This window comes from Sorangiineae bacterium MSr11367 (assembly GCA_037157805.1).
Taxonomy (GTDB): domain Bacteria; phylum Myxococcota_A; class Polyangia; order Polyangiales; family Polyangiaceae; genus Pendulispora; species Pendulispora rubella.
Window position 1 is genome coordinate 12,455,491 of sequence record CP089983.1, and the last position, 23,109, is coordinate 12,478,599.

The following is a 23,109-nucleotide window of genomic DNA, read 5'->3' on the forward strand; positions in this document are numbered from 1 at the left end:
ATGCCACGAGTATGTATCGTTTTGTGTCGCGCGCACATCGATTCGAGGGCAATGACGTATTCGTCTCGATTTCGAAATATGTCGATGATCCACGGATACGGAAGAGCGATCCACGTCGATAGATTTCAAATTGTATCAACGCGCGGTCCATTGCGCGCGCTCGAGCGCATGTTATGGTCTGACCGAAACACGGATGGCCGTCTTTGCCGTCGGTGGCGGGGAATGTGCCTTTTATCCGATGAGGAGGTGTTCATGATGCGCTTTCGCCGTCAGATATCCTTTTTGGGGCAATTCGTTCTCTGTTTTGGCGTCACGAGTTGGTCACCCTCCGCACGAGCCGCTCCGCATTTCACGGTTTTCGAATCGGGCCAAGTTCGGCCGCTGGCTTTGTCGCCCAGCGGACGGTTTCTGTTTGCGACCAATACTCCGGACAATCGTCTAGAGGTCTTCGAAGTTCGCGAGAATGCATTGCTGCATCGTCGATCCATTCCGGTGGGCCTCGAGCCGGTGGCGGTGGCCGCGCGAACCGAGAGCGAAGTATGGGTCGTCAACCATTTGTCCGACAGCGTGAGCGTCGTTTCGCTCGATGCGACGGGAAATGGGCACGTCGTGCGCACGCTTCACGTCGGGGACGAGCCGCGCGACATCGTATTTGCGGGTGCGGGGCGCGCCAAAGCCTTCATCACCACAGCGCATCGCGGCCAGAATGCCCCCTACGATCCACAGCTCACCACGCCGGGCATCGGCAGGGCCGACGTATGGGTCTTCGATGCCGCGCGGCCCGGGGATACGCTGAGCGGTACGCCGCGAACCATCTTGAATCTCTTCACCGACACGCCGCGCGCCCTCGCCGTCAGCTCGGATGGCACCACCGTCTATGCCGCGGGGTTCCACACGGGCAACCGCACACAGGTCATCAACGACGGATTCGTCCCCGATGGGGGCGAGGCCAAAGGCGGTCTCCCCGCACCAGATACGAATTTTCAAGGCATACCACGGCCGGAAGCGGGATTGATCGTGCGCCACAACGGCACGAATTGGGTCGACGAGCTCGGGCGAAGTTGGGATTCGAGCGTACGTTTCTCCCTCCCGGACAGAGACGTCTTTGCCATCGACGCGACGGCCAACCCGCCGGCGCTGCACCCCGGTGCCTTCTCCGGTGTGGGGACCATTCTTTTCAACATGGCGGCGAACCCCGTCAGCGGGAAAGTCTATGTGTCGAACACGGAAGCGTTCAACGAAGTTCGATTCGAGGGGCCGGGCACCTTCGCCGGGAGCAGCGTGCGCGGGCACCTCCACGAGAGCCGCATCACCGTCCTGGGCATGGGGTCGGTCACGCCACGGCACTTGAACAAGCACATCGACTACGGCGCGTGCTGTGCGCCGGTGCCCAACGTCGAGAGCGAGAAAAGCCTGGCCTTTCCGCAGAGCATGGCGGTGAGCGCGGATGGCGGGATGCTCTACGTGTCGGCGCTGGGCTCGAGCAAAGTAGGCGTCTATCGCACGGCGGAGCTCGAGAGCGACACGTTCGTTCCAAGCGAGGCGGACCAGATTTCCGTGAGCGGCGGCGGACCGACGGGGCTCGTTTTGGACGAGCGGCGGCGGCTCCTTTACGTGCTCACCCGATTCGATAATTCCATTTCCATCTTGGATCCTCGGCAGCGCCGGGAAATCGCCCACGTTCCCATGTTCAATCCCGAGCCGCCGAGCGTCGTGCAGGGACGCAAGTTCCTTTACGACGCACGCACGACGTCGTCGCACGGCGATTCAGCGTGCGCGAGCTGCCACGTCTTTGGCGACTTCGATAGCCTCGGTTGGGATCTCGGCAATCCTGACGAGGTCGTGCTCCGCAATCCGGGCCCCTTCGTGAACGAGCCGGGCATCAACCCCGACTTCCACCCGATGAAGGGGCCGATGACCACGCAGAGCCTGCGTGGCATGGCCAACCAGGGGCCGATGCACTGGCGCGGTGATCGCACGGGGGGCAATGACATGAGCAGCGCACAACCCGACCGCGGTTCGTTCGACGAAGGCGCCGCGTTCAAGAAGTTCAATGGCGCATTCGAAGCGTTGCTCGGCCGCAGCGAGCCCCTTCCGGATGGGGACATGCAAGCCTTTGGCGACTTCATGCTCCAAGTGACCTATCCTCCGAACCCTATTCGGGCGCTGGACGATTCACTCACCGCCGATCAGCAGGCCGGGCGCGACTTCTTCACCGGTCCGCCGTCGTTCGAGGGGTTCAGCTGCGCGGGCTGCCATACGCTCGATCCGCAGGCCAACCCCGGCTCGAGCGCCCCCGGCTTTTTCGGCTCGGACGGCAGGTCCTCCTTCACCTTCCTCCCGCAGCTCTTCAAAACGGCGCACCTGCGGAATCTCTATCAAAAGGTGGGCATGTTCGGATTGGCCGAACTGCCATTCATCAATCCCGGCAACAACGAATTTCTCGGCGAGCAAGTGCGCGGTTTCGGCTTCACCCACGAGGGATCGTTCGATTCGGTCTTCCGCTTCATCAGCAATGCCTCGTTCAACCGTTCTCCCGAGAACCCCACGGGCATCCCCCTGGGGCCGGAGGGCGACCGTCTGCGGCGCCAACTGGAATCCTTTCAGCTGGTGTTCGATACCAATCTGAAGCCGATTGTCGGCCAGCAGGTCACGCTCACGGCGCGAAATCGAGCCACGGCATCGCCGCGCATCGATCTGCTGCGCGCACGCGCGGACGCCGGCGATTGCGATCTCGTGGCCAGGACGCGCGTCGGCAGCCGCGCATCGAGCTTTCTCTATTTGGGGAACGGGCAATTCTCCACGAACCATCGCGGCCTTCCCCCGGTGGACGACAGCCTCCTGCGGCGCGCTGCCACGTCCGATGGACAACCGCTAACGTACACCTGCGTCCCGCGGGGATCGGGCACTCGCATCGCGCTCGATCGCGACAGCGATGGCCTCTGGGACGGCGACGAAGAAGATGCCGGGACCGATCCGTCGGTGCCCGCGCAACCGTAAGATGGAGATCAGCGGCAGCGGAGGTTCCCGTCGTTGTTTTCCAGGTCGCGGAAGCATTGGCCGCTCCACGACTTGGGTCCCGTCCACGTGCCATTCCTTCGCTGGCAGCTGGAAGCACTCGCCGAGACGACGGCGCCGTTCGACGCACCTTCGGCATGAGGGTGTTTGCACGAGTCCACGAAGGAGACTCTCTTGGTCGCGGTGGGCGATACCTCCTGCGCGTCGGAAGGCAGGGTCGAGGCGGCGTCGTCACCCTCCGCGTCGCTCTCGGACGCGCAGCCCCCCAGCACGCAAAGGAGGCTCAACGTTCCAAAAAGTGTTCCCAACGTTCCGATGCTCTTCATGATTGTTCTCCCGAATCCATGGACAGACCGCACGCACGAGCACGCTACACGCCGTGCGTGCGAGGGATGGCCACCCATCGAGCACAGAGAATTATCTATTTTGGAACAAATGGAAGTGGACTTTTTCTCGAATTGGAATCGAGGATTTTTTACGGAGCGTCGTCGCATGGCCCCGGCCAAGTGCTCATGGGCACGTCCGCCGGGAACTCTTATTTCTCACGGCCATTGAACCGATCTCGTGCATCTCATGCACTGGCCCGTGATGCGAGAGACCGAGCCGGCCTCGATACAGTGCGGCAGTCGTCGTCGGGCTGCTCAATCCGAGCAATCGTTGCTCATGTTGAGTGGGGCGTAGATTTCGTAAAAACTCGGGAACAGTTCGGCGGCCGATATGTCATGTAACGAACTCGAGAGAGAGGGGGCCGCGCCACTGCTATGCCGACTTCAAATTGGCGGATTGCTCGGGGGTTGAGCTTTTGCTTGGTATTCGTACTGGTCGTGCTCTCGGGCTGCCGGAAACGATCCACCAAGCAGGACGCGCCCGTCCCTCTCGATGCCGAGGCATCCTCGGTCAAACCGCCGCCCGTCTCGGCCGAGAATATCGGCACCGCGCATCCGCTCCTCGTCGAAGCGGTTGCTCCCGATGGTCACTGGGTCGTGCTTTGCCAAGCGCGCCGCGACACCGATGGCGATGGGACGATCGAAGTCGGCATGGCCGACCATGGAGATATGGGTGGCGATGAGCTCGAGCCCTATTTCGTCCTTGGTGGTGGCGAGGGCGATCGTCTCGATGCCTTTGCGGGCGCGGATTCCACGGGGAGGTACGTCGTCTTCGGGCGGGGAGGAAAACTCGTCCTGTTCGATACATTCGCGGGCCAAGAGACGGAGTTGTCCGGTGGCCTGGTTGACGATGGAAAGAGTCCGTTTCGTTCCCGGGCCAGCGTTTCGTTCGACGAGCGAGGCCGACGGCTCGCGTACGTTCGCGGTCCGGCACGACGCCCGGAGTTGGTGGTGCGGGAGCTCGCGTCTGGACTCGAGAGCATCGTTTCGTACGGCCCAGGGGAACTTTGGCGCGCGCGCCTCGACCCCGGCGGGGAGCTCGTGTGGCTCGACGTGGTGGTTGCGGATACGAATGACAGCGGCGCGATCGAGCTCCCGAAGGCCCGAACGACCCTTGCCTCGCGTCGCTGTCGCGGGCGCCCCAACGTCTATGGGACGTACGGCTGGGACGGCGATCGACCGATTCGGCGGGTAGCCCGGAAGGTCGATGGATGGCAGTCCACCGATGCACGAGACGCGCTCGGTGCTTTCGGGCAACGCCTCGTTCTGCGGCGGGGTGGCGCCATCGTTCTGCGCGACGGCAGCGCAGAAAGGACGCTCATTCCTCCCAAGTGCCACGCGCAAATCGTGCAAGCCGACCCGGAGCACCAAAGGCTCTTCTTCGGTTGCCTCGGCGACGCTCCCAAGGGCGAGCGCGTTCGCGCCGCCATCGAACGACTCGACGTCGACGGGACGCGAAGCGAGGTGGGGTTCGAACTCGAACTTCGCGATCTGTTGGGCGATGCCGATACGTGGGACAACATCTACCTCCTCTACGACAAGGCCACCGGCACGATCGGCCGGTGGCCCTCCGGCTTCGGCCTCGTCGTACACGCCGGTGACCGGGGGCTCTTCGACAGCCACCCGTACAGCAACGACGACCGCGAGCGCGTGATCGCCTACGACGCTAAGGGCGAACGCCGGCGCTTTCCATACGATCTCGAATCGAGAGCCCCGGACTTCGCGCTTCGGGGCCAGCGGGTCGCCATCGAAGTGGACAGGAAGACCGCGCTCGTGCCGGGCGTCGTTCTCGACTTGGCACGCGGCGAAACGATAGGGTCCTTCGTCGGCCTTCCTCTCGCCCTCGCAACATCCGGGCACGTGCTCGTTCCCGTCGCCGATGTCGAACGCGAATCGCGCCGCTACCCCCCCACGGGGCCCGTGCACTGGATTCGACCGAGCCCGATTCCGCGCTGAGCGGAGCGTCACCTCACGACGTGCATGGGCCGTTGTCGGCCCAGACGCCGGCGGGGCCGCCGGGGACGTCGTTTTGTGTCCACCACTTTGCGGTCCATTTGTGGCCGTTGTACGAAACGACGGCGCCGCCGTTGTACGGGGTCGAGGATGCCCAGGCGGGCGCGGAGCAGATGCCTCCGCCGCCCGCATCCGTGGGGGGTGGCGTCCCGGCGTCGACGGGCGGCGTAGCACCGGCGAAGCGCACGCTGTACTTGGTAAAGTCCCAGGCATTCTGCGTGACGTTGCTGCAGATACCATTGTCCGAGGACGAGCCGCACGGGCGATCGCGGTTGACCGACCAGAACGTGAAGCGTCCCAATCCGTGGCCGGTCGCATAGTTGAGCACCGTCTCGAAATCGGATTGGTAGAAATACTCCGATACATCGGACTTGCCATTCATGCCGGAAAAGCCTTCGTGCGCGTACGCCGTGGCGCTGTCCCAGCCCATGTGGCTCATGAGCAGCCCATGGAAATTCTCGAGGGCCGAGACCTGACTCGAGGCGCCGTTGAAGCCACCGTCGAACGGCATGATGGAAAAGTTGTTCGGCGTGAATCCGATCGACTTGGCCTTGTCGAGGAGCAACGTGCCGAACCATCCAGTGCCGGCCGCGGTCCCGGGCATGGTCACGGAGATGAAGAGGCCGGGGTTGTTGGCCTGGAGGATCTTGGCGGCACCGAGCTCGTTGGCGATGGCCGCCTCGTTCTCGTATTCGGGCTCTTCGAGGTCGAAGTCGATGGCCTTCAATTGGTATTTGGTAATCACTTGTTGGTATGCGGCTGCGGTCGATGCGGCGTCGCCGCACGTCTGACCGAGCTTGGTCCCGCCGTAGCCGCCTATGGAGACCGAGACGTCGCCGCCCGCCGCGCGAATCTTGGAGACCACGCCCGCCACCACGGTATCCGACGATACGGCCGACGTGCCATCCCACGTGGGAGAGCAGCCGCCCCCGTTGGGCGCCAAAATGAAGGCGAGTTGGAAGGCCTTCAAACCCGTTGCCGACATGACGGCGACGGGATCGGGCGGGCTGTTGCTCTGGGGCATGAGGTAGGGCGCCGCCGCGTACCAATTGTTGCCGAGCGCCGAGGGCGCGGCCGGCGCTGCGCGACCGACGACCGCGATGGGCAAACACGCCATGGCGGTGAGCACGGCAAAGGAAAATGCTTTCTTGGATGCCTTCGATCGGCGCATGTTGCCTCCAGGTGACGAGCGAAAATGCCTCGCCGTGCCCGTGCAGCTTATGTGCCGTGTCCCATGGCGTTTGCGCACGTCGACATCGCGCGAGCGGATGGCCGCGAAAGCCGCATACGGATGATCTCGCAGATCATGGCGCCCCGATCGGGCCGATCAGGCGCCTCGGATCGATGAGGTTTGCAAATTAACTTCCGTTCAAGTGTACGCGCTTCGGCTCGCGAAATGGCGATTGCCTCGTGATCATGGTGCATCGTCGAGGCCCGACGCGTGCCCGGCGTCGTGGAAGAGCCGGTACTTCGGATGGCTCGCGTCGTTTCCGAAATACGAGAGCGCAGCGCGGTCCATGCCCGTCCATGTTTGCGGCGCGGATAGGCCGTGGAGCTTCTCGTAGATGCCGTAGATCTCCGTGAGGCCGAGCAGGGGAGCGTCGCTGCCACCTTGGAGGGTGCTCAGAAACGTCAGGAGGTCCCATTCACTGCTTTCGGCGGCCTTGGGGCAATGTTGGGCGATCCACGTCACGGGCTGTCGCGCATCGAGCACGAACGGCGGATGATGAACGATGCCATCATCCGTCCGTACTTCCTTGTAGTAGGCGAACACGGGATCGTCGCGCAGGCGCCGGTTGAACGTCCGTTGTGCAATGAAGTGCGCCCAGCCCTCGATTTCGGCCGTCCAGAAATGGTGGCGTGATTGCAAACAATGCAGATGATTGGCCGCTTCCACGAAATCACACTTGCACGATTCGGGCGCCGACGCCGACGGGGGATAGTCGCCACCGCCGGTGAAGGCCCAATCCAGGCGATGAATCTGAAGCTGATGACCCAGCTCGTGCGCGATCACGAATTTCAGCGTGGTCATGTCGTGATGATCCGCGGATTGGCTCAATCCGAAATACGCCGTGGGCCCGCCACAGGCTTCGTCCCAATTGTACCAGACGACCCCCGTGTTGGGGTCCTTGTAGTAAGGACAGCCGCTGTTGGCGTAGATCGGATACGTGTCATTGGCTTGGTGTCCGCTGTCGGCCGTGGCGAGCATCTGCCCTGCCACGGAGGCCACGCGCGTCGCGGGCGATTCGGGGCCCGCAGGGATGTTCACACGGAGATAACCGGGAGCGTTTCTCGGCACAGTAAAGGACGTCGAAATCGAATCGTTGCTCTCGCACCAGTTTTTGGGTGGATTGGCGATTCGGGTTGGCGTGCATGGGACGCCGGGGGTCGGTTCGAAGACCTTGAGGATGTCGTACGTCGTCTTGCCCGACACCAGCTTCGTCGAAACGGCAAAAGAGTAGGTCCCCGGTGCCAGTCGAATCGTCGGGCTGCACCCCTTGGCATCCAGCGCGCCCGACCAGACCTTTCCACCGGTGCCCGACACGGTCGCCGAGGCGAATCGCGCGGGATGCGGATCGCGAACCCAGTGTTCGAGGGGCTTTGCGTCGGCCTGCAAGCGCTCGAGGTGTCCCTCGTCCACGAAGTCCTCGCCCAGGTGCGTGTCGGAAAACGACCCGCTCCATTTCGTGCACAGGACCATGGACGTGCCCGCCCGCGACGCGTCCATTTCGAACGCCTGCGTGGCGGGAAGGTCCGTTTGCACCAGCATGGGTTCGCCCACTTCGACGCCATCGCGCGCCTCCGCGGCGAGTGGCCCCGAGGAGTCGAGCGTCGACACGAACGATGGGGTGCCGTCCGCCGAACGTGCGATTTGCAGGCTCGGGGAGTAAACCACTTTCTGGCGCCCCTCTTCGTTCACGAGCGCCACGAGCTGGACATCGAAGGGGAACCCCTGGCTCGGTATGGGCAGCGCGCTTGGCTCGATGACCAGCGTCTCCGTGTTTCCGGCATCGAGGACGGTATGACGGAGATAGCGCTCCACCGTGCGGCCGTGAACCTTCGCCGTGGCCAAAATGTCGACTTCGGCGCGGTGGTCTCGCATATTGCGGATGCGGGCGTGCAGCGCACCCTGGTGCTCCACGACGGGGGCGCGGAGATCCTCGCTCCACGCAAGGGCGAGGGGACCTGGGCTCGAGGCTTCGTGCCGCAGCGGCACGTCGCCACGCGTTTCCAATGGCGCACGCGCCGAGGCCTCGTCATTGTTCGGCATCTCGGTGGAGCACCCACCCGTCGCGCCGATGGCCGCCAACACGAGAGACAACCGCGCCCATGTTCGAGTGTGCGTTTGGTTCATGGTTTCCGCGGAGAGTACCGCGACCGACTCACGTCGTGCGAATGGCGACGTTCGTGATGTGGAGGCTACAGCGGCCCAAGAGGGATGGGCTGTCTGGTTCCTCCACCAGCGGCAAAATTTCACTTTACAAGACAATGTGTCTCGTATAATGAATTTTCCATGATGCGACTTCGGTGTACACGCTGCCGCTGACGGCGCCGCGAACGATTTCGGCGTCGTTGGGGCAAGCCTTCGTTCTACCCCGGAGTCTCACACCATGGCTCTCTCTCGTCCTCTGCGTCGCTCACGCGGCGCGCGTTTCGGGCTGTTTCGTCCTCTCTCGGTGATCGGACTCGCACTCGTCGGTACGAGCGCGCACGCCGATTCGGAAGATGCGGCGGCTTCCGACACACCCGAGTTGCGACCGCCCCAGGTGACCGTTCTTACGCATGCCCCTCGCGCGGCGCGCGGGCTCATTTTCATCGCACCGAAGGCGCGCGGTCTAGCGCCGCCGGGTGGTGGTGTGCGCGAGCACGGTCCCGAAATCGTCGACGATGAGGCGCACGTCGTTTGGTTCAATCCCCTTCCCGATGGCGAATACGCCACCGATTTCCGCGCGCAGCGTTACCACGGTGAGCCCGTGCTCACCTGGTCGCAAGGCAAAGGATTCGGCGGGCTGCAGCACGGCGAAACGACGAATTACATTCTCGATCGCTCGTACCACGTCATCGCCAAGGTGCGCGCCGGCCATGGCCTGAATGCCGATTCCCACGAGTTTTTCATTACGCCGCAGGGGACGGCGCTCATTACGATTTACAATGCCGTGACGCGCGACCTCTCGTCGGTCGGTGGTTCGACGGCCGGCAAGGTGATCGACGGCGTCGTCCAGGAGATCGACATCGAGAGCGGGGACGTGCTTTTCGAGTGGCACAGCCTCGATCACGTTCCGCTCGACGAGACCAATCAGCCCGCGCCCGCATCGGCGGACAAGCCGTACGACTACTTCCACCTGAATGCCGTCAGCCCCGACGAAGACGGCAATCTGCTGATTTCGGCCCGTCACACGTCGACCGTGTACAAACTCGATCGGCGCTCCGGCAAGGTGCTCTTGCGCCTGGGCGGAAAGCGAAGCGACGTGTCGTTGGACGAAGATGCGGTATTTGCCTATCAGCACAACCCGATTGCCGCAGGCTTTCGCACCCTTCGAATTTTCGACAACGAGTCGAACGGTACACCCCTTTTGCCGGCATCGCGCATCCTCTGGATACGCCACGATCGGGTGGCGCGCACCGCGACGTTGCTGCGCGCATTCGAGCACCCCGAGAAGCTCTCGGCCGCCTCGCAGGGGAATGCGCAGGGGCTCGACGGGGACCATACGTTCGTCGGCTGGGGGCAACTCGGGCGTGTATCCGAATTCGACGAGCGTGGTCGCATCGTGTTCGATGCGAAGCTCCCGACCGGCTACGACACGTACCGCGCCTATCGCTTGGAATGGAATGGCGAACCCGACACGGCGCCCGTCGCGAGCGTGCAGACCAACGCCGATGGCACGATTCGCGTACACGCCATCTGGAACGGCGCAACCCGCGTGGCGCGATGGGTGGTGCGCGGAGGCGACGCGGCGGACGACCTGCGGCCGATCGCTTCCGGGAGGTGGGCTGGGCTCGATACCGCCGTCCCGCTTCCGCGCGCCGTGAAGGTGGTCCAGGTCGTCGCTGAAAATCGCGGTGGCGGCGTGATCGCGCGTTCCGCGCCGGTGCCGGTAACGCCGTAAAAAAAATGAGAAGCGGGTAGGGCTTCGGCTCGATATTGCGCTCTGGATGCGCGCGTGCGCATATGGAGCGAGTTCCATGCAAGAATCGATCGTGCCTCGCGAAGTTTGCGACCGGTGCCGGCGGCCCGCCAGCGTCTGCTACTGCGCGCATATCACGCCGATCGAGACGAAGACCCGCCTCGTGCTTCTCCAGCACCCGCGCGAGCGCGACGTCGCGATCGGCACCGCGCGCATGGCCAGCCTCTGCCTCCGAAATTCCGACCTTCACGTGGGGGCCCATTGGGGCGATTCGCCGGCGCTCGCGCGGGCCTTGTCGGATCCCGAGCGCCCGCCGATCCTGCTCTACCCGGGGGAGGGCGCCATCGATATCATGCGCGAGCCGCCCCCCGGTCCGGTGACCTTGGTGGTCGTGGATGGGACGTGGGCGCAGACGAAGAAGTTGGTGAAAACCAACCCCGTGCTCTCCGCCCTCCCGCGCTATGCGTTTACGCCGCCGCGTCCGAGCGAATACCGCATTCGCAAAGAGCCCCACGAGTCGTGCGTTGCGACGATCGAAGCGCTCGTCCACGTCCTCTCCGCCTTGGAAGGCGATCCCGCGCGCTTCTCGAAAATGCTCCTGCCATTTCGAGCCATGATCGACTCGCAACTGGCGGCCGAGGCACGCTTTCAGGGCGCAGGATCGCGTCACCAGAAGCGACGAGCGCGCATACGGCGGATGGGCGTGCCGCGTGTGATGACGGAGCGACAGGCGGATCTGCTTTGCGTGGTCGCAGAGGCCAACGCGTGGTCGTACCGCGAGCGCGCCGCGAACCCGGAGCTCCGCGACGAGCTCGTGATGTGGGCGGCGCATCGCCCCTCGACCGGCGAGACGTTCTCGTTCATCGTGGCACCGCAGCGCGAACTGGCCCCGAGCACCACGATGCACACGGGCATCGACGAGGCGACCCTGCGCGCGGGCGGCTCGCTCGAAGAGCTCCACGCGGCGTGGCGCACGTTCGTGCGCGACACCGACGTGATCTGCTCCTGGGGGCGCTACGAGCCCAATCTGTTCGAGGCGTCGGGTGGCCATCTGCCGGAGGCTCGCTTGGATCTCCGGCACGTCGCGAAGTCCACCCCCAAGAGCGGCGTGCGCACCTTGGGCGAGCCGCCACCCTCCCCCGCGTTCACCGCGGGCCGCGCAGATCGAAAGCTCCGCGGGCTTTGCCACGTCGCCTCGTCCCTCGTCGCGCTTGCGTCGTAGATCTCGCTACCCGCCGCCACCATCGCCCGGGCCGTTCGCGAGCTGGATGGGGTAGCGGACGGTGGTCTTGGCCGAGGGGTTCTTGGACCATGCTGGGTAGTGCATGGCGCGGGTGGCCTTCTCGAAGCAGGCGCGAACCTCGGGGTCTTCCAAGGTGGCGTCCAAGGTCACATGCACGTCTTCGACCTTGCCCGATGCCGTGACGGCGAAGCCGAGGTTGGCCTTGCCTCGCGCCTCGGGCCGCCGGGTCACGAGCGCCTCGTAGCACGTCCAGAACGCGCCGAAGTTGGCGCGGATCCCTCGCTGGATCTCGTTCTTGGTGAGCGTGTCGTGGACCTTCACCGGGACCGGCTGCTTGGGCAGCTCGCCCATGGCCGCCAGCGTGGCCTCGACGGTGAGAAGCTGCGCCACGCGCGGAGCGGCCACCGTGACCAACGGCGGCGCGCCGGGCCGCTCCTTGACCGCCACCAGGCCTTCACCGCGCGCGAACGCCGCGCGGATGTCGGCTTCGGGGGCCGCCAGCCACTTGGCGTAGCGCTCGGGCACCATCGTCTCTTCGTCGACGTAGAGGACCACCAGCGCCTTCTCCAGCTTCGCCGCATAGGCAGGGATGGCACTCCAGAACTCCATGTGCGAGCTGCTGGTGCGGATGCTCGTCTTCACCTGCTCGCACAGGCCGCACGCATCGAGCGCGCTCGAGCGCAGGGCGTCGCCGACGTGGAACGTGCCGAGCGTGTCGGTGGTTCGCGCGTCTCCGCCGAAGGCCAAGACCTGGACGTCCACCTCGTTGTCCGCCGTGGCCGCGGGGAAGTAGCGGGCGAAGGCGAACGCGCTCGCCGGCGGTGGCGCATCCCAGGTATTGCGCAACCAGGAGGAAGGCGCGTCGCGTCCGGCGAGCAGGCGAAAGAGGCGCTTCTGCGCCGCCTCGTCATCCAGCGACGCCGCATCCTCCAAGAGGGTGACGGCGCGCTCCTTGTCCGTCGATTCCAGGAGCTTGGCCAGCGCAAGATCGGCCCGCACACGGTCTGCCTTGGAGACGGTGCCGGAGGCCAGCGTCGTCGTCAGGGTTTCGCGGGCGGTCTCCAGGTTTTGGCCGATGTCGACGTCGACCAGCGCCTGCTCCAGCGCACCTTCGGACGTGACGTTGGCCGGGGCGGGTGCTGTCCCCGGAGCGGCGGATGTCTCTCCGCAGCCCGCGAGCAGCACGAGCGCGAAGGCGATTCGGGTTCCCATCGGATTCATCGTGTGACCTCCATGCGCGCCACTCTGCACCGTCTCGGTCTCGGGAATTTCCACGCCATATCACCGTTTCGTCACCGGCCTTCGGGCCGCTGCGGCGTGCGCGAGAAGCGGTAGCCCGCGCCGCGGATGGTGACCAGGTGCAAGGGGTTCTTGGGATCCTTCTCCACCTTGGCCCGGAGGCGGTTGACGAAGTTGTCCACCGTGCGATCCGTCCCGAAGTAGTCGGCGCCCCACACGGCGGCCAGGATGCGCTCCCGCGGCAGGAGGGCCCCTTCGTTGCGGAGAAAGAAGACGAGGAGCTTCATCTCGTGGGCCGTCAGTTCCACCGGGGCTCCCTCCCGGGTCGCCGCGTGCTGGGCGAAGTCGACAGTGAGCGCCCCGACGGCGACGGGGCCGCTCTTGGCCAGGAGCCGCCTGCGACGGAGCGCCGCGCCGACGCGCGCCTGCAGCTCGGCCACCCCCACCGGCTTCACCACGTACTCGTCGGCGCCCAGCTCGAGTCCGCGCACTTTGTCCGCTTCTTCCCCTTTGGCGGTGATCAGGACGATGGGCAGATCGGCGTCGCGCTGCCGGAGGGCGGCCAGCACCTCGAAGCCGTTTTTCCCAGGAAGCATGACGTCCAGGAGCACCACGTCGGGCGGATCGGCCAGCGCCATGTCGAGCCCCTCGTCCCCGGTCTTGGCCACCTCCACGCGATAGCCCGCGGCACGCAGCACTTTGGTCATGGCCAGGCGTAGCGCCGCGTCGTCTTCGACGATGAGCACCCTCTCTCCGTTCTCGCTCACCGCCATCACGAGCCCTCCATCGGAACGCGAACCACGAACGTCGAGCCGACGCCGACCGTGCTCTTCACGAACGCGTCGCCCCCATGCGCCCGGGCGACGCCGCGGACGAGCGACAGTCCGACGCCGGTGCCTTCGGTGGCGCGCGACAGGCGATCGTCGGCACGCTCGAAGGGGGAGAAAATCCGACGCTGCGCGCAGGCCGCGATCCCCGGGCCGGAGTCGCTCACGGAGAGGAGCGCGTGGTGTCCGTCGCGCCGCGCCTCGATCCGGTACGGGTGCCCCTCCGCCGCGTACTTGGCGGCGTTGGAGAGTAGGTTGTCCAAGGCAAGCCCGACCAGGGCCGGATCCACGTCCATCTCCAGGGACTTGGGTGCGTCCACGATGATCTCTTTGTCCGGGTGCGCCTTGTGGAAGCGGTCCCGTGCATCTTCGAGGATGCATGCCGCGCGCATCCGCGACTTTTGGACGGACAGGCGCCCCCGCGCGAGCGCGCCAAAGCGGAGCATGCGTTCGACGGTGGCCGACAGCCTTCGCGCCTCGCCGGCCAGGGTGCGCTCCACCTCGGGCCGTTCGTCGTTCGGGAGGTCGCCCGCCTCCAGGAGCTCGGACAGCATCCGCACCGAGGCCAGCGGCGTACGCAGCTCGTGCGACACCGCGGCCACGAAGTCCGTGCGCAGCTCGGCCAGGCGCTGCGCCTTGCGCGCTCGGGCAAAGAGGACGGCCGCCAGCGCCACTGCGGTGAGCAAGCCGGCGACGCCGACGGCGAGGATGCGATGGCCACTGCGGCGGGCTTGCGCGTCGAGCGCGGCTCCGTCCTTCGGCTCCACGTGAACGACGAGCTCCGGGGTCAACGCCACGTCGGTGGCGTCGCGGCGTGCGCCGGGGGCGAGGACCAAGTGGGCAGGCACTCCGGGCGCGCCGATCATCGAGGCCTCGTGGACGACGAAGCCGGCCTCGAGGCCCTCGGGCATGGGGCGTACGAGCGCGAGGTAGCGTCCGCGGTGGATCCGCAGCCCCGCCTCGACGGAGTCGCTCCCTCGCGGCTCGGTGAGGAGCGCGGCCAGCGTGCGGGGAAGGGCGAGCGGCCGGGCGAGCGCCCGGAGTATCGCGCCGCGGACTTCCTCGGGAAGCGGCGTCACCCGCGCGCGCAGCACCGAGCGCTCCGCCGGCGCGAGGCGTGTGGCGTGCTCGTCGATCCAGCTCGCGATGGCCTCCGCCGGCGTGCTCCCTTCCGCGACCCGCTCGAGCGCCAGGAGGGGCCACAGATAGCGACCTTGCTCGCTCTTCAGGTGCGGGCAGCCTCCCACGATGCGATCGCGCGCCGCGATGCGGTCCCCTTTCAGGAGCTCGGCGCGATCGGTGAGGCACCCGGGAGGGGAAGGGGGCTCGTCGCTCATCGGCTTCGGAACGAGCAGCTGCCCCTCGGCGCCCATCACCACGACGTCGGCGAAGTCCGGCTTTTCGGCCATCAACCGCGGCTCGAGCCGGGAGACGGCGGCCGGTTCCAGGCGGCGCAAGGCCTCCTTGGCGCGGGCGAGGGCGGCGTCGACGTCGCGCTGGATGGCCTGGGCCGTGGCCACGCGCTCGGCGAGCTGTTCCTCGCGCGCGCGGGCGCTTTCGGTGGAGGCTGCGCGAAGGGCCACCACCAGAACGGCCACCGACGGGATGGCCGCACCAAGGGCAAAGAGGAGCCACGCCAAGGGTGCGCGCATGCCCCTTCACCATCGCACGTCCAGGTCATGGAAATGTCACGGCGTAGGCGAAGCTCCGTGTTTCGCACAGCCCAACGCGCCATATCGTTCTCGAGCGCGCCGCGCCGACACGCTGCGAGGCTCCTTCCCCCACCGTTTCAGGACGACCTCGTACGCAGCGCACGCGGCGGCCACATCCCCGATCTGCTCCCGGGCCAATCCGAGGTGCAGGTTCGCGCTGGTATGCTCGAGCGGAAAGATCACCGCGTAGCAAGCGCTCGCCGCACGATCGAGAAATGGGATGGCCTTTTCGGCATGGCCGCTGAGAAGGTACACACGGCCCACCGTGAACCTGCCTGAAAAATCGAGTCCTTCTTCCGTTGCATCTTCAGGGAGGATGCGCAGGGCATCGTTGGCATCGTCTCGTGTTTTGGCTGACTCACCGTATGCAAGCATCCACTGCTCGAGGTTTTCGACCTCCACGTCCGACCGTGCTTCCGAGAGCCACGTCTTTCGATGCTCGCCGAATGCATCTCGCGAGAGCCCTCCCGCCAGATATTGAAACGTCAGAAGGTGAATCTTGGTTCTGCTCGAGGTTCCGGTGGGTCGAGCGTCGTATTTCATGGCGTAGCTCGGGGCAAGGCGACTGACTTTGTCATACTCGCCGAGCTCCATCAGGACGCCTATCCTGATATCGTCCGTGTATTCACGATATTGCGCTTTTGCATCGTCCCGCGCATTCGATTCGATCGCATCCAACCTGCGTTGAGCCTTATCGAAGGACCCGGACAAAATAGAAAGATTGAGGTATTGCCCCGTGGGATGCCGAGCGTTGTTGTCGAACAATTCGCGCGCGGTATCGATCGACCCACCGCGGCCGACGATCGCGCTGGCAAGGGCACTGGTCCAGAAATCTCTCGCGTTGGGTAGTGTCACCAACACTCGTGCATGTTGTTCGGCTTCGCGACATTGGCCGCTGCCAAGCTCCCTCATCATTTTTCGGTGAAGGCAAAAGTCCGAATGGGTCGAATGCTGGATGCACTGATCGAGAGATGCTGCGGCCCCCTTGAAATCGCGGAGGTGGATCGCAATCGCGCTTTGATGCAGCCACGCCTGTGCCTCCGACGGGTCATCCTCCAAGCGCCGTTTTACGAGCTCGTCCGCTCTCGCGAGCTCGCCATTCATAATGTAAACTCGCGAGAGAAAATTCGCGACGATCCAGTCCGACGGAAACTGTTCCCGTACGTGCTGCAGGCGCTCCTGGTACGATTTGTAGTCGGGTGGAATGGCGATGGCCGGTCCGAATGCGTCGAGCAATGCGCGATCTCTGGCGCTAAGTTGATTGCGCTGCTCGGTGGCGGCCTGATGGTGGGTGCGTCTGTCATAAACGGAAGCCCCTATGTCAATCGCGGCAAGGAACAGGTGTGCGGCCGCGAAGTGTGGATCGATCTCGAGCGCGTGCTCGAAGCTCCCGATCGCTGCGTACCGCGAAGCGTCGTGCCATTGCTGAATGCCCATATCGAATGCGGCCTGCGCTTTGGGGTCGGTCGTCGCAACATCGCTGCGAGCCATTTCCACCGGCGCCGCGTCCATAGGTTGGCTCGTCGGAGCTGGGGGCGACGGGCGATTCGCGATGGCAAATGGGACCACGGTCGAAACGATCGCGAGCGTCGCAAGCCCGAGGGACCCGAGCAGTCGACGAGCGCGCTGCGCGCCCGTCGCGGGGGTTCCACGAGGGCTCCATCGGTCGCGGCCCATCTCCGCCCGCGGCCGTCGAAGCTCGTGATCGAACGCATTCGGTCTCGGATCACCCGTGGTGGCCGCGAGGTTGCCGTTCGACGAGAGTTCCGCTGCGAGCCCCGCCCGGGCACGGGCAAGCGTGTCCGCGACGTCTCCATCCAAGGCTTCGTGCAGCGCCGCTTGCAAGCCATCGCGCATTTCAAGCCCCGAACTCCAACGGTCGGAAGGACGGAATGCGAGCGCCTTGTCGACGAATCGCACGACGCTCGAAGGCAAGTCAGGCCTCACGGCTCCGACGGAGGGAGCCTGCTGCGTGGCTGCCGCGAGCAGGAGTGCTCCTGCGCTTTCGGCGGGATGAACGAGACTGCCCGTTAGCAGCGTAAAGATGGTCGCACCCGCCGCCCAGCAATCGCTCGGTGATCCGAGTGATGTTCGATCGCCCATCACCTGTTCGGGCGCCATGAACGCGGGCGTTCCTACCAGTTGTCCCGTAAGCGTCCCGCTCCCTTGCCCATCCGCGCGGCGCGCAATGCCGAAGTCGAGAACGCGAGCCTTACCCTCGTTGGTAATGAAAATATTGTCTGGTTTGATATCGCGATGAAGGATGCCCTTGGCGTGTGCACTTGCCAGAACGTCGAGCACGTCCAGCATCACGGCCGACACCTCGATCAGAGGCAAACGCTTGTTGGCGCCCTCCCATCGAGCCTGCAAGCTCGTGCCATGGAGCAGCGGCATGATGAGGAACGCGCATCCGTCGTCGTCGACCCCATCGTCGAGGATGGGAACGGCGAGAGGATGCTCCACGGCGTTGGCGATGTACGCCTCGCGACTGAAGAGTCGGTAGATCTGCGCGTCATGTAGCAGATGCTCGAGGAGAAATTTGATGGCTACGGGGTATCCATTGCGATGCGTCGCCGCATAGACGGCCGCCATACCCCCGATACCAATGAGCCGATCGATTCGATACTTCTCCCCCACCATCGTTCCGATGCGAGCGCGTGCCTTCTGACGAATGGGCTCGTGGGGTGACGACAACATGGAATACTCGCCGATCTTGGCATGATCCGTGTTGCGTACGGCGGTGTCAACGCGTGCTCTCCCCGTTGGGGAGCGATGTGTGTCCTACAGTAATCCTCAACTACAACCGGCAATTAAAGTGCCAAGAATGCCGCATGTCATCGAGCGGACGTTGTCTCAACAACAACGGGCGCGGCCATGTCGCGCATCGGGCAACGCAGGGTGAGGGCCGTCTGATCGGCGAGTTGGGACAAGGTCATACGGCCTTCGCGGGCGGATCCTCCGAGCTCGAGCCGGCCCGTTTGCCATGCGATGAACGCGCGCAGACGGAACAGATTGAGAAACTGTTTGACCTTGCGCGGGTTGAAGTCGAATGCGCGCGCGGCGGCCAAGGTGATGTCGCGGACCTGTCGAGAGTCGGTCGATATCGCGGAGTTGAAAGCGTCTTGTTCCGCGGAGGCCGCGACGGGAGCGGGCGACCGGCGTGCCATCCCGCTCACGGACGGCTCGCGAGTCTCATTCCGTTGCGACGATGGTGCGAAGTCGTTTACCCCTGAGAGCTCGCCGGACGGAGGAGGCAGGGGACACATCCGATCGCCCGACCAGGCTTGCCACAGCATGCAACGCGTACCCGCTTCGTCGGGTCGTGGCAGTTCCAATGGAAGCTGAATGAACTTTTCGAGGAATTCGAACCCGAAGGCAATATCTGCGGTGGAGGCGCCCAAATAAGGTATCAAGGGAGCATACTTGGCGGCCACGCCGGCGGCGACTCGTTGGCGATCCATTCCGATGATGAAAATGACCTTGGGCGCGCAGGCCGTCATCAAGTTGAGTGCCTGCATCAGATCGACGGCAGTGGGGACCTCGCAACGATCCAGATCGTCCACGAAAACGTAGACGCGTCGATGACCAACATAAGCCTCGACGATTTTGGCGAAGTCGTCATGGAATTGATCGAGAAATGCCGCGCGTCGATCATAATCCGGTGAAGCGATATGCTTTTTTGCGTCGAGCGGTACCACGCCGCCGGCGAGAGTCTTAACTTGGATGAGTGTCGCGAGTATCAGCGCGAAGGCACCAAGTCCGCCTCCCGAAAGAATGAGGGCACCCAAGCCTTCGTCGAGCAGCGTTTTGTTCGCATGGCCGGTGACCAGCTGGCGCGCGGGACCGAGCTCGCTCCAATGACGATGTGCCAAAAGGGACAAGATCAGGACGAGTACGACCGCGACGATGCCCACGATGATGGCACGGCCCACCTCGAGCCTTGCTTCGCGCCACTTGATCCGCCGCCAGAAGAGAATGGCGTCACCCCGCAGGCGTCGCAACATGGTCTGCTGGCGGGACACCTGTTCGAGGAAATGCACGGCGAAGGTGGCCCACAGCTCTTCGCTCTTTGCGTGCCGCCACGCGTCGAAGCGGACGATCACGGGAGTGTCCTCCGCGGGCGTCGACTTCGCCTTGAGTGCATCCTCGAGTTGCAACATGAACGAGGTCTTTCCGCTGCCCCACTTTCCCTCGACGCTCATCGTGAGCGGCGGCTTCGTATCCGGGTGTTGCAGAAAGCTCGCGACCGCGTTCACGTAGGGCGAGAAGCCCAGTAAGTCTTCGCGGGTGGCGATATCGCTCAAGGGAGAGCGGTGAATGGACCAGAATCTTTCCGCATCGGTTTCTTCGACGACCCGCGCGTCGTTCGTTCCGTCGAGGACGTGCCACGCGTCCATGTCGTCGCCCGGAGCGTTGCCGGGAAGCCACGCGAGCAGCTTCTTCCGAAGCTCCACGACATCGAGGCGAAGGTCGCTCACCAAGTCATCCAGACCGGAGGGGGAGGACGGAACGTACTCTGCCTCTTCGAGGATCGCTGCGAGGAGGTGGCGGAGGTGAATGCTATTTTCGCGTGTCGTAGCTTTGGCGACAGCCTGCGCGCGCTGCAGAATGGCAGCGGCGCGCGGCGTCGGCCGGATATTCGGCGTCGCCTCGTTCGAAAGGGCCCGATCTGCATGGGGAAAAAGGCGATCGCGAACCGCGAGATAATTGGATTCGCCCGACTGGAGGTGCAGGTGCTCGCGCAGAAGGTGTGGCGCGGATCCTTCCACGCCGGCACGAGGATGCTCAGTGAGACCGAAGAAGATGCAGCTCGACGTGAAGCGTTGCGGCTCCCGCGTCATGGCCAGTCGCCTCGCGATATGAAGCGCCTGCACGGCGTCTTCGCTCGCGGGGATTTCGTCGAGCGATGGGCCGGTCCACACCTCGCTGCCGCCGCTGTAGATCGTCGTCTCGGACGCTTTCGACACCGCCGAGGCTATTCGCTCGTTCCAACCTCGGAGTGGCCAAGACGGATACAGGATCTGGCCCAAATCGACATCGACGAAACCGCGGCCCTCGGCATTCAACCGGAGGGCGGACAATCTGCCCTTCTCGTGGGCGATCGCCGCCACCGCCCGCATCAGCTCGTACGGATCGGCCCACCCGAGATCGCCGGAAACCTCGTCCATCGTGAGTCGCGCGGGCAAAACGTTCGTTGCTGCGAAATGCCGGTGGTGCTCTTCCGCCCATCGAAGCAGTGCGCCGATGCGTCCAAGCTCGGCAAGTGCAAAATTGGCGAGTGCAACGTCCTCGTCGGGGATGGCCACTAGCCCGGCGAGCGTCCACATCGTTCGGTCTTCGAAGCGTGTCAGAAAGTTGCGTCGTTCCAGACGCTCCAACGTCTCCACGAGCGTTGGCTGAACCAACCGAGCGCGCTCGGGAAACCATCTCGTGCGGCGCACTTCATCCAGTAAGGCTTCGAACAAGCGACGCTCGTCGTCGTGGAGCTCCTGGTCCTCGGGTTCGGGAAGATCCGCGGCGGCCGTCGTACTCACCGCCCCAAAGCTTCGGCACCCCTACTCCGGCTGTCAATCCGCGCTTCCTTGGACAGCCCCATTCTGGGCGGCCGATCGCGCCGCAGCAGGGGCAACGTCGAGCGGCTCCTTTGCGTACGTTGCGCCATGGCGTACCGGGGAGTATGCCGACAGGTGTGGTGAATCTCGATCAGGGTGGCTTTGGTCGCTGGCATACAAGGGTTCTGCCGCCGCCACCCGATCTCGCAGACATCGTCGAGTCTTCCTTCGTCCTGCGCGACGAGCTCGCGCCGCATGGCTCCTCGCGCATCGTTCCCGACCCGAGTGCACATCTCATCGTGGTGCGAACTCGCGAGGGCACGGCGCGCGCGAGCGTCGTTGGCGCGCGATCGACCTTCGTCGATATCGACGTTTCGCGTCGGCAACTCACCCTCGGCGTCCGGCTTCGGCCGGGTGTTCTCGCCGACATGATGCGTGAGCGCGCGAGCTCTTTCACGGACCGTGCCTTTCCCCTCGAAGACGTCATGGGCCGATCGGGAAACGCCCTCGAACGCGCGCACGATGCGGAACCCGAGGTCGTGCTGGACGCCCTTCTCGGCCTCGTGCGCAGCAAGGCACGCGCTGGGCGAGGAAATCGGACCTTCATCGCCATGGCCCAATCGTCCTCCGTTGCCGCGGCCGCCCACGCTCTCGGGATGCCCCTGCGAACGTTGCACGCGCGAGCACTGGAGGTCATCGGGCTCTCACCCAAACGGGTACTACGAATTCTGCGTCTTTACCGTGCGCTCCAAACCGTTCGCCCTTCGCTCGGTTGGGCAGGGGTTGCGGCACATGCAGGGTTCTCCGATCAGCCTCACTTGGTTCGCGAGATCCAAGCCCTGTTGGGCGAGACACCTCGCCAGTGGCTCGCGCGCGGCGCGCACCATCCGTTGCGTGCTGCCGATTCGTTCAAGACGCAGCTTGGGACGCGTGCCCAACTTGCAAAGCCATGACTCTGTCGCCTGTACGGTCCTTTTCCGCCGTCGTGCTGCTCTCTGCGCTCGCCGCGTGCACATCTCGCAATTCGTCGTCCCCCAACAGCCGCGCGGCCCCGCCGTCGAGCGAGGCGGCGCCGTTGTTTCGATTCCACGTCGACTTTTGGGCGAACCTCAATCAAGTATTGCTCCACGAGGCCCTCGTTCCGCGGCCGCTCTGGGAGGGCCCGAAGAGCCTCAAGAACCGTCATGTGGTGCAGACCGACACCCTCGGTCCGTCGGACGCCGCGCAATGGCATGAGGCCATCGCCTATTACGACTCGCACTTCACGACGCACAACCTTTTTGACCATTTCGTCGGTGCGATGCCGGCGCTGCTCGCGGTCAGTTCATCGCAGAATCCCCCCACGACCACCGATCTGAACGAAGAATGGCGCAGAAGTCTTCTGTTGGCGGGGCCGATCTATCGCACGCACTTCTGGCCGGAACACGAGCGAAAAGACCGGGCGTACATCGAAGGGATACGGCCGCTCCTCGCCGCCCACGGAGCGTGGTTCGCGAATCGGCTCGTCGCCGTGTTCGGCATGCCGTTGCCGACGGACTCGATCGACGTCGAAGTCACGCCCGCCGTGCCTCCCTTCGGTGGCTTCACGCAGGGGGAGCCTCCCTATACGCCCCCCCACGCGGCACAGATAACGCTCTCGAGCGAAGACCCGAACTTCACGGGCGATACCGGAGTCGAGATGGTCTTCCACGAAGCTTCGCACCTCCTCGTTGGCCGTGTGCAGGAGAAACTCGAGGCATCGGCCAAGGGGCAGGGGCGGAAGCTTCCTCCGCGATTTTGGCATGACCTTATTTTCTATACGGCGGGCCACCTGGCGCGCGATCGATTCGGACCGTCCTACGTACCGTTTGCGGAGCGGCCCGCGTCTCGGCTTTTTCAGGGTGAGAACGACCCATCGCTGGCAATACTGAAACGCGAATGGCAGCCCTACCTCGATGGGCGCGTGACCATGGACGCGGCCGTCGCCGCCATGGTGGCTTCGCTCCCGAACTGA

Annotated in this window: 14 protein-coding genes; 6 read left to right on the forward strand and 8 right to left on the reverse strand. The window is 64.5% G+C overall.

Annotation, left to right across the window (positions count from 1 at the left end; all coding sequences use genetic code 11):
- The first annotated feature begins 255 nt into the window (after nucleotides 1–255).
- Entirely contained in the window at nucleotides 256–3,000 is a 2,745-nt protein-coding gene (locus LVJ94_48450; protein WXB10819.1) for a hypothetical protein, read from the forward strand.
- Between the two features lie 8 nt (nucleotides 3,001–3,008).
- On the opposite strand, the gene LVJ94_48455 is transcribed toward LVJ94_48450, so the two are convergent.
- Nucleotides 3,009–3,344, reverse strand: a complete 336-nt coding sequence (locus LVJ94_48455; protein ID WXB04714.1) for a hypothetical protein — start codon at nucleotides 3,342–3,344, stop codon at nucleotides 3,009–3,011.
- Between the two features lie 468 nt (nucleotides 3,345–3,812).
- Here LVJ94_48455 and LVJ94_48460 point away from each other — a divergent pair, with 468 nt between their 5' ends.
- The gene (locus tag LVJ94_48460; GenBank protein ID WXB04715.1) at nucleotides 3,813–5,360 is read left to right on the forward strand and encodes a hypothetical protein; all 1,548 of its coding nucleotides are present in this window, start codon (nucleotides 3,813–3,815) and stop codon (nucleotides 5,358–5,360) included.
- 13 nt (nucleotides 5,361–5,373) lie between these two features.
- Here LVJ94_48460 and LVJ94_48465 read toward each other — a convergent pair whose 3' ends face one another.
- Together LVJ94_48465 and LVJ94_48470 are read right to left on the reverse strand one after the other, a co-directional pair.
- The gene (locus tag LVJ94_48465; GenBank protein WXB04716.1) at nucleotides 5,374–6,588 is read right to left on the reverse strand and encodes a chitinase; all 1,215 of its coding nucleotides are present in this window, start codon (nucleotides 6,586–6,588) and stop codon (nucleotides 5,374–5,376) included.
- A gap of 243 nt (nucleotides 6,589–6,831) precedes the next feature.
- Nucleotides 6,832–8,772, reverse strand: coding sequence for a hypothetical protein (locus LVJ94_48470; GenBank protein WXB04717.1), 1,941 nt, complete (start codon nucleotides 8,770–8,772; stop codon nucleotides 6,832–6,834).
- A 256-nt stretch (nucleotides 8,773–9,028) separates the two neighbouring features.
- Here LVJ94_48470 and LVJ94_48475 point away from each other — a divergent pair, with 256 nt between their 5' ends.
- Complete coding sequence (locus LVJ94_48475; GenBank protein ID WXB04718.1) at nucleotides 9,029–10,525, forward strand: arylsulfotransferase family protein; 1,497 nt, start codon at nucleotides 9,029–9,031, stop codon at nucleotides 10,523–10,525.
- A gap of 76 nt (nucleotides 10,526–10,601) precedes the next feature.
- On the forward strand, nucleotides 10,602–11,765 hold the full coding sequence (locus tag LVJ94_48480) for a DTW domain-containing protein (GenBank protein WXB04719.1): 1,164 nt from the start codon (nucleotides 10,602–10,604) through the stop codon (nucleotides 11,763–11,765).
- Nucleotides 11,766–11,771: 6 nt separating this feature from the next.
- Here the strand turns inward: LVJ94_48480 and LVJ94_48485 are convergent, their stop codons facing one another.
- The 5 genes from LVJ94_48485 to LVJ94_48505 all read right to left on the reverse strand — a co-directional run bounded on the left by LVJ94_48485 (nucleotide 11,772) and on the right by LVJ94_48505 (nucleotide 21,098).
- Complete coding sequence (locus LVJ94_48485) at nucleotides 11,772–13,007, reverse strand: AgmX/PglI C-terminal domain-containing protein (protein WXB04720.1); 1,236 nt, start codon at nucleotides 13,005–13,007, stop codon at nucleotides 11,772–11,774.
- Between the two features lie 71 nt (nucleotides 13,008–13,078).
- The gene (locus LVJ94_48490) at nucleotides 13,079–13,792 is read right to left on the reverse strand and encodes a response regulator transcription factor (GenBank protein WXB04721.1); all 714 of its coding nucleotides are present in this window, start codon (nucleotides 13,790–13,792) and stop codon (nucleotides 13,079–13,081) included.
- 5 nt (nucleotides 13,793–13,797) lie between these two features.
- Entirely contained in the window at nucleotides 13,798–15,504 is a 1,707-nt protein-coding gene (locus LVJ94_48495) for a HAMP domain-containing histidine kinase (protein WXB04722.1), read from the reverse strand.
- Between the two features lie 36 nt (nucleotides 15,505–15,540).
- Nucleotides 15,541–18,261: a protein kinase gene (locus LVJ94_48500; protein WXB04723.1), complete on the reverse strand. Its 2,721-nt coding sequence runs from the start codon at nucleotides 18,259–18,261 to the stop codon at nucleotides 15,541–15,543.
- A gap of 137 nt (nucleotides 18,262–18,398) precedes the next feature.
- The gene (locus tag LVJ94_48505; protein ID WXB04724.1) at nucleotides 18,399–21,098 is read right to left on the reverse strand and encodes a KAP family NTPase; all 2,700 of its coding nucleotides are present in this window, start codon (nucleotides 21,096–21,098) and stop codon (nucleotides 18,399–18,401) included.
- A 143-nt stretch (nucleotides 21,099–21,241) separates the two neighbouring features.
- Here LVJ94_48505 and LVJ94_48510 point away from each other — a divergent pair, with 143 nt between their 5' ends.
- Nucleotides 21,242–22,069 (forward strand): helix-turn-helix domain-containing protein, encoded by an 828-nt coding sequence (locus tag LVJ94_48510; GenBank protein WXB04725.1) that lies wholly within the window; start codon nucleotides 21,242–21,244, stop codon nucleotides 22,067–22,069.
- Nucleotides 22,066–23,109 carry a hypothetical protein gene (locus tag LVJ94_48515; GenBank protein ID WXB04726.1) on the forward strand — a complete coding sequence of 348 codons (1,044 nt, stop codon included), beginning with the start codon at nucleotides 22,066–22,068 and terminating at the stop codon, nucleotides 23,107–23,109. The genes LVJ94_48510 and LVJ94_48515 overlap by 4 nt, the downstream gene beginning before the upstream one ends.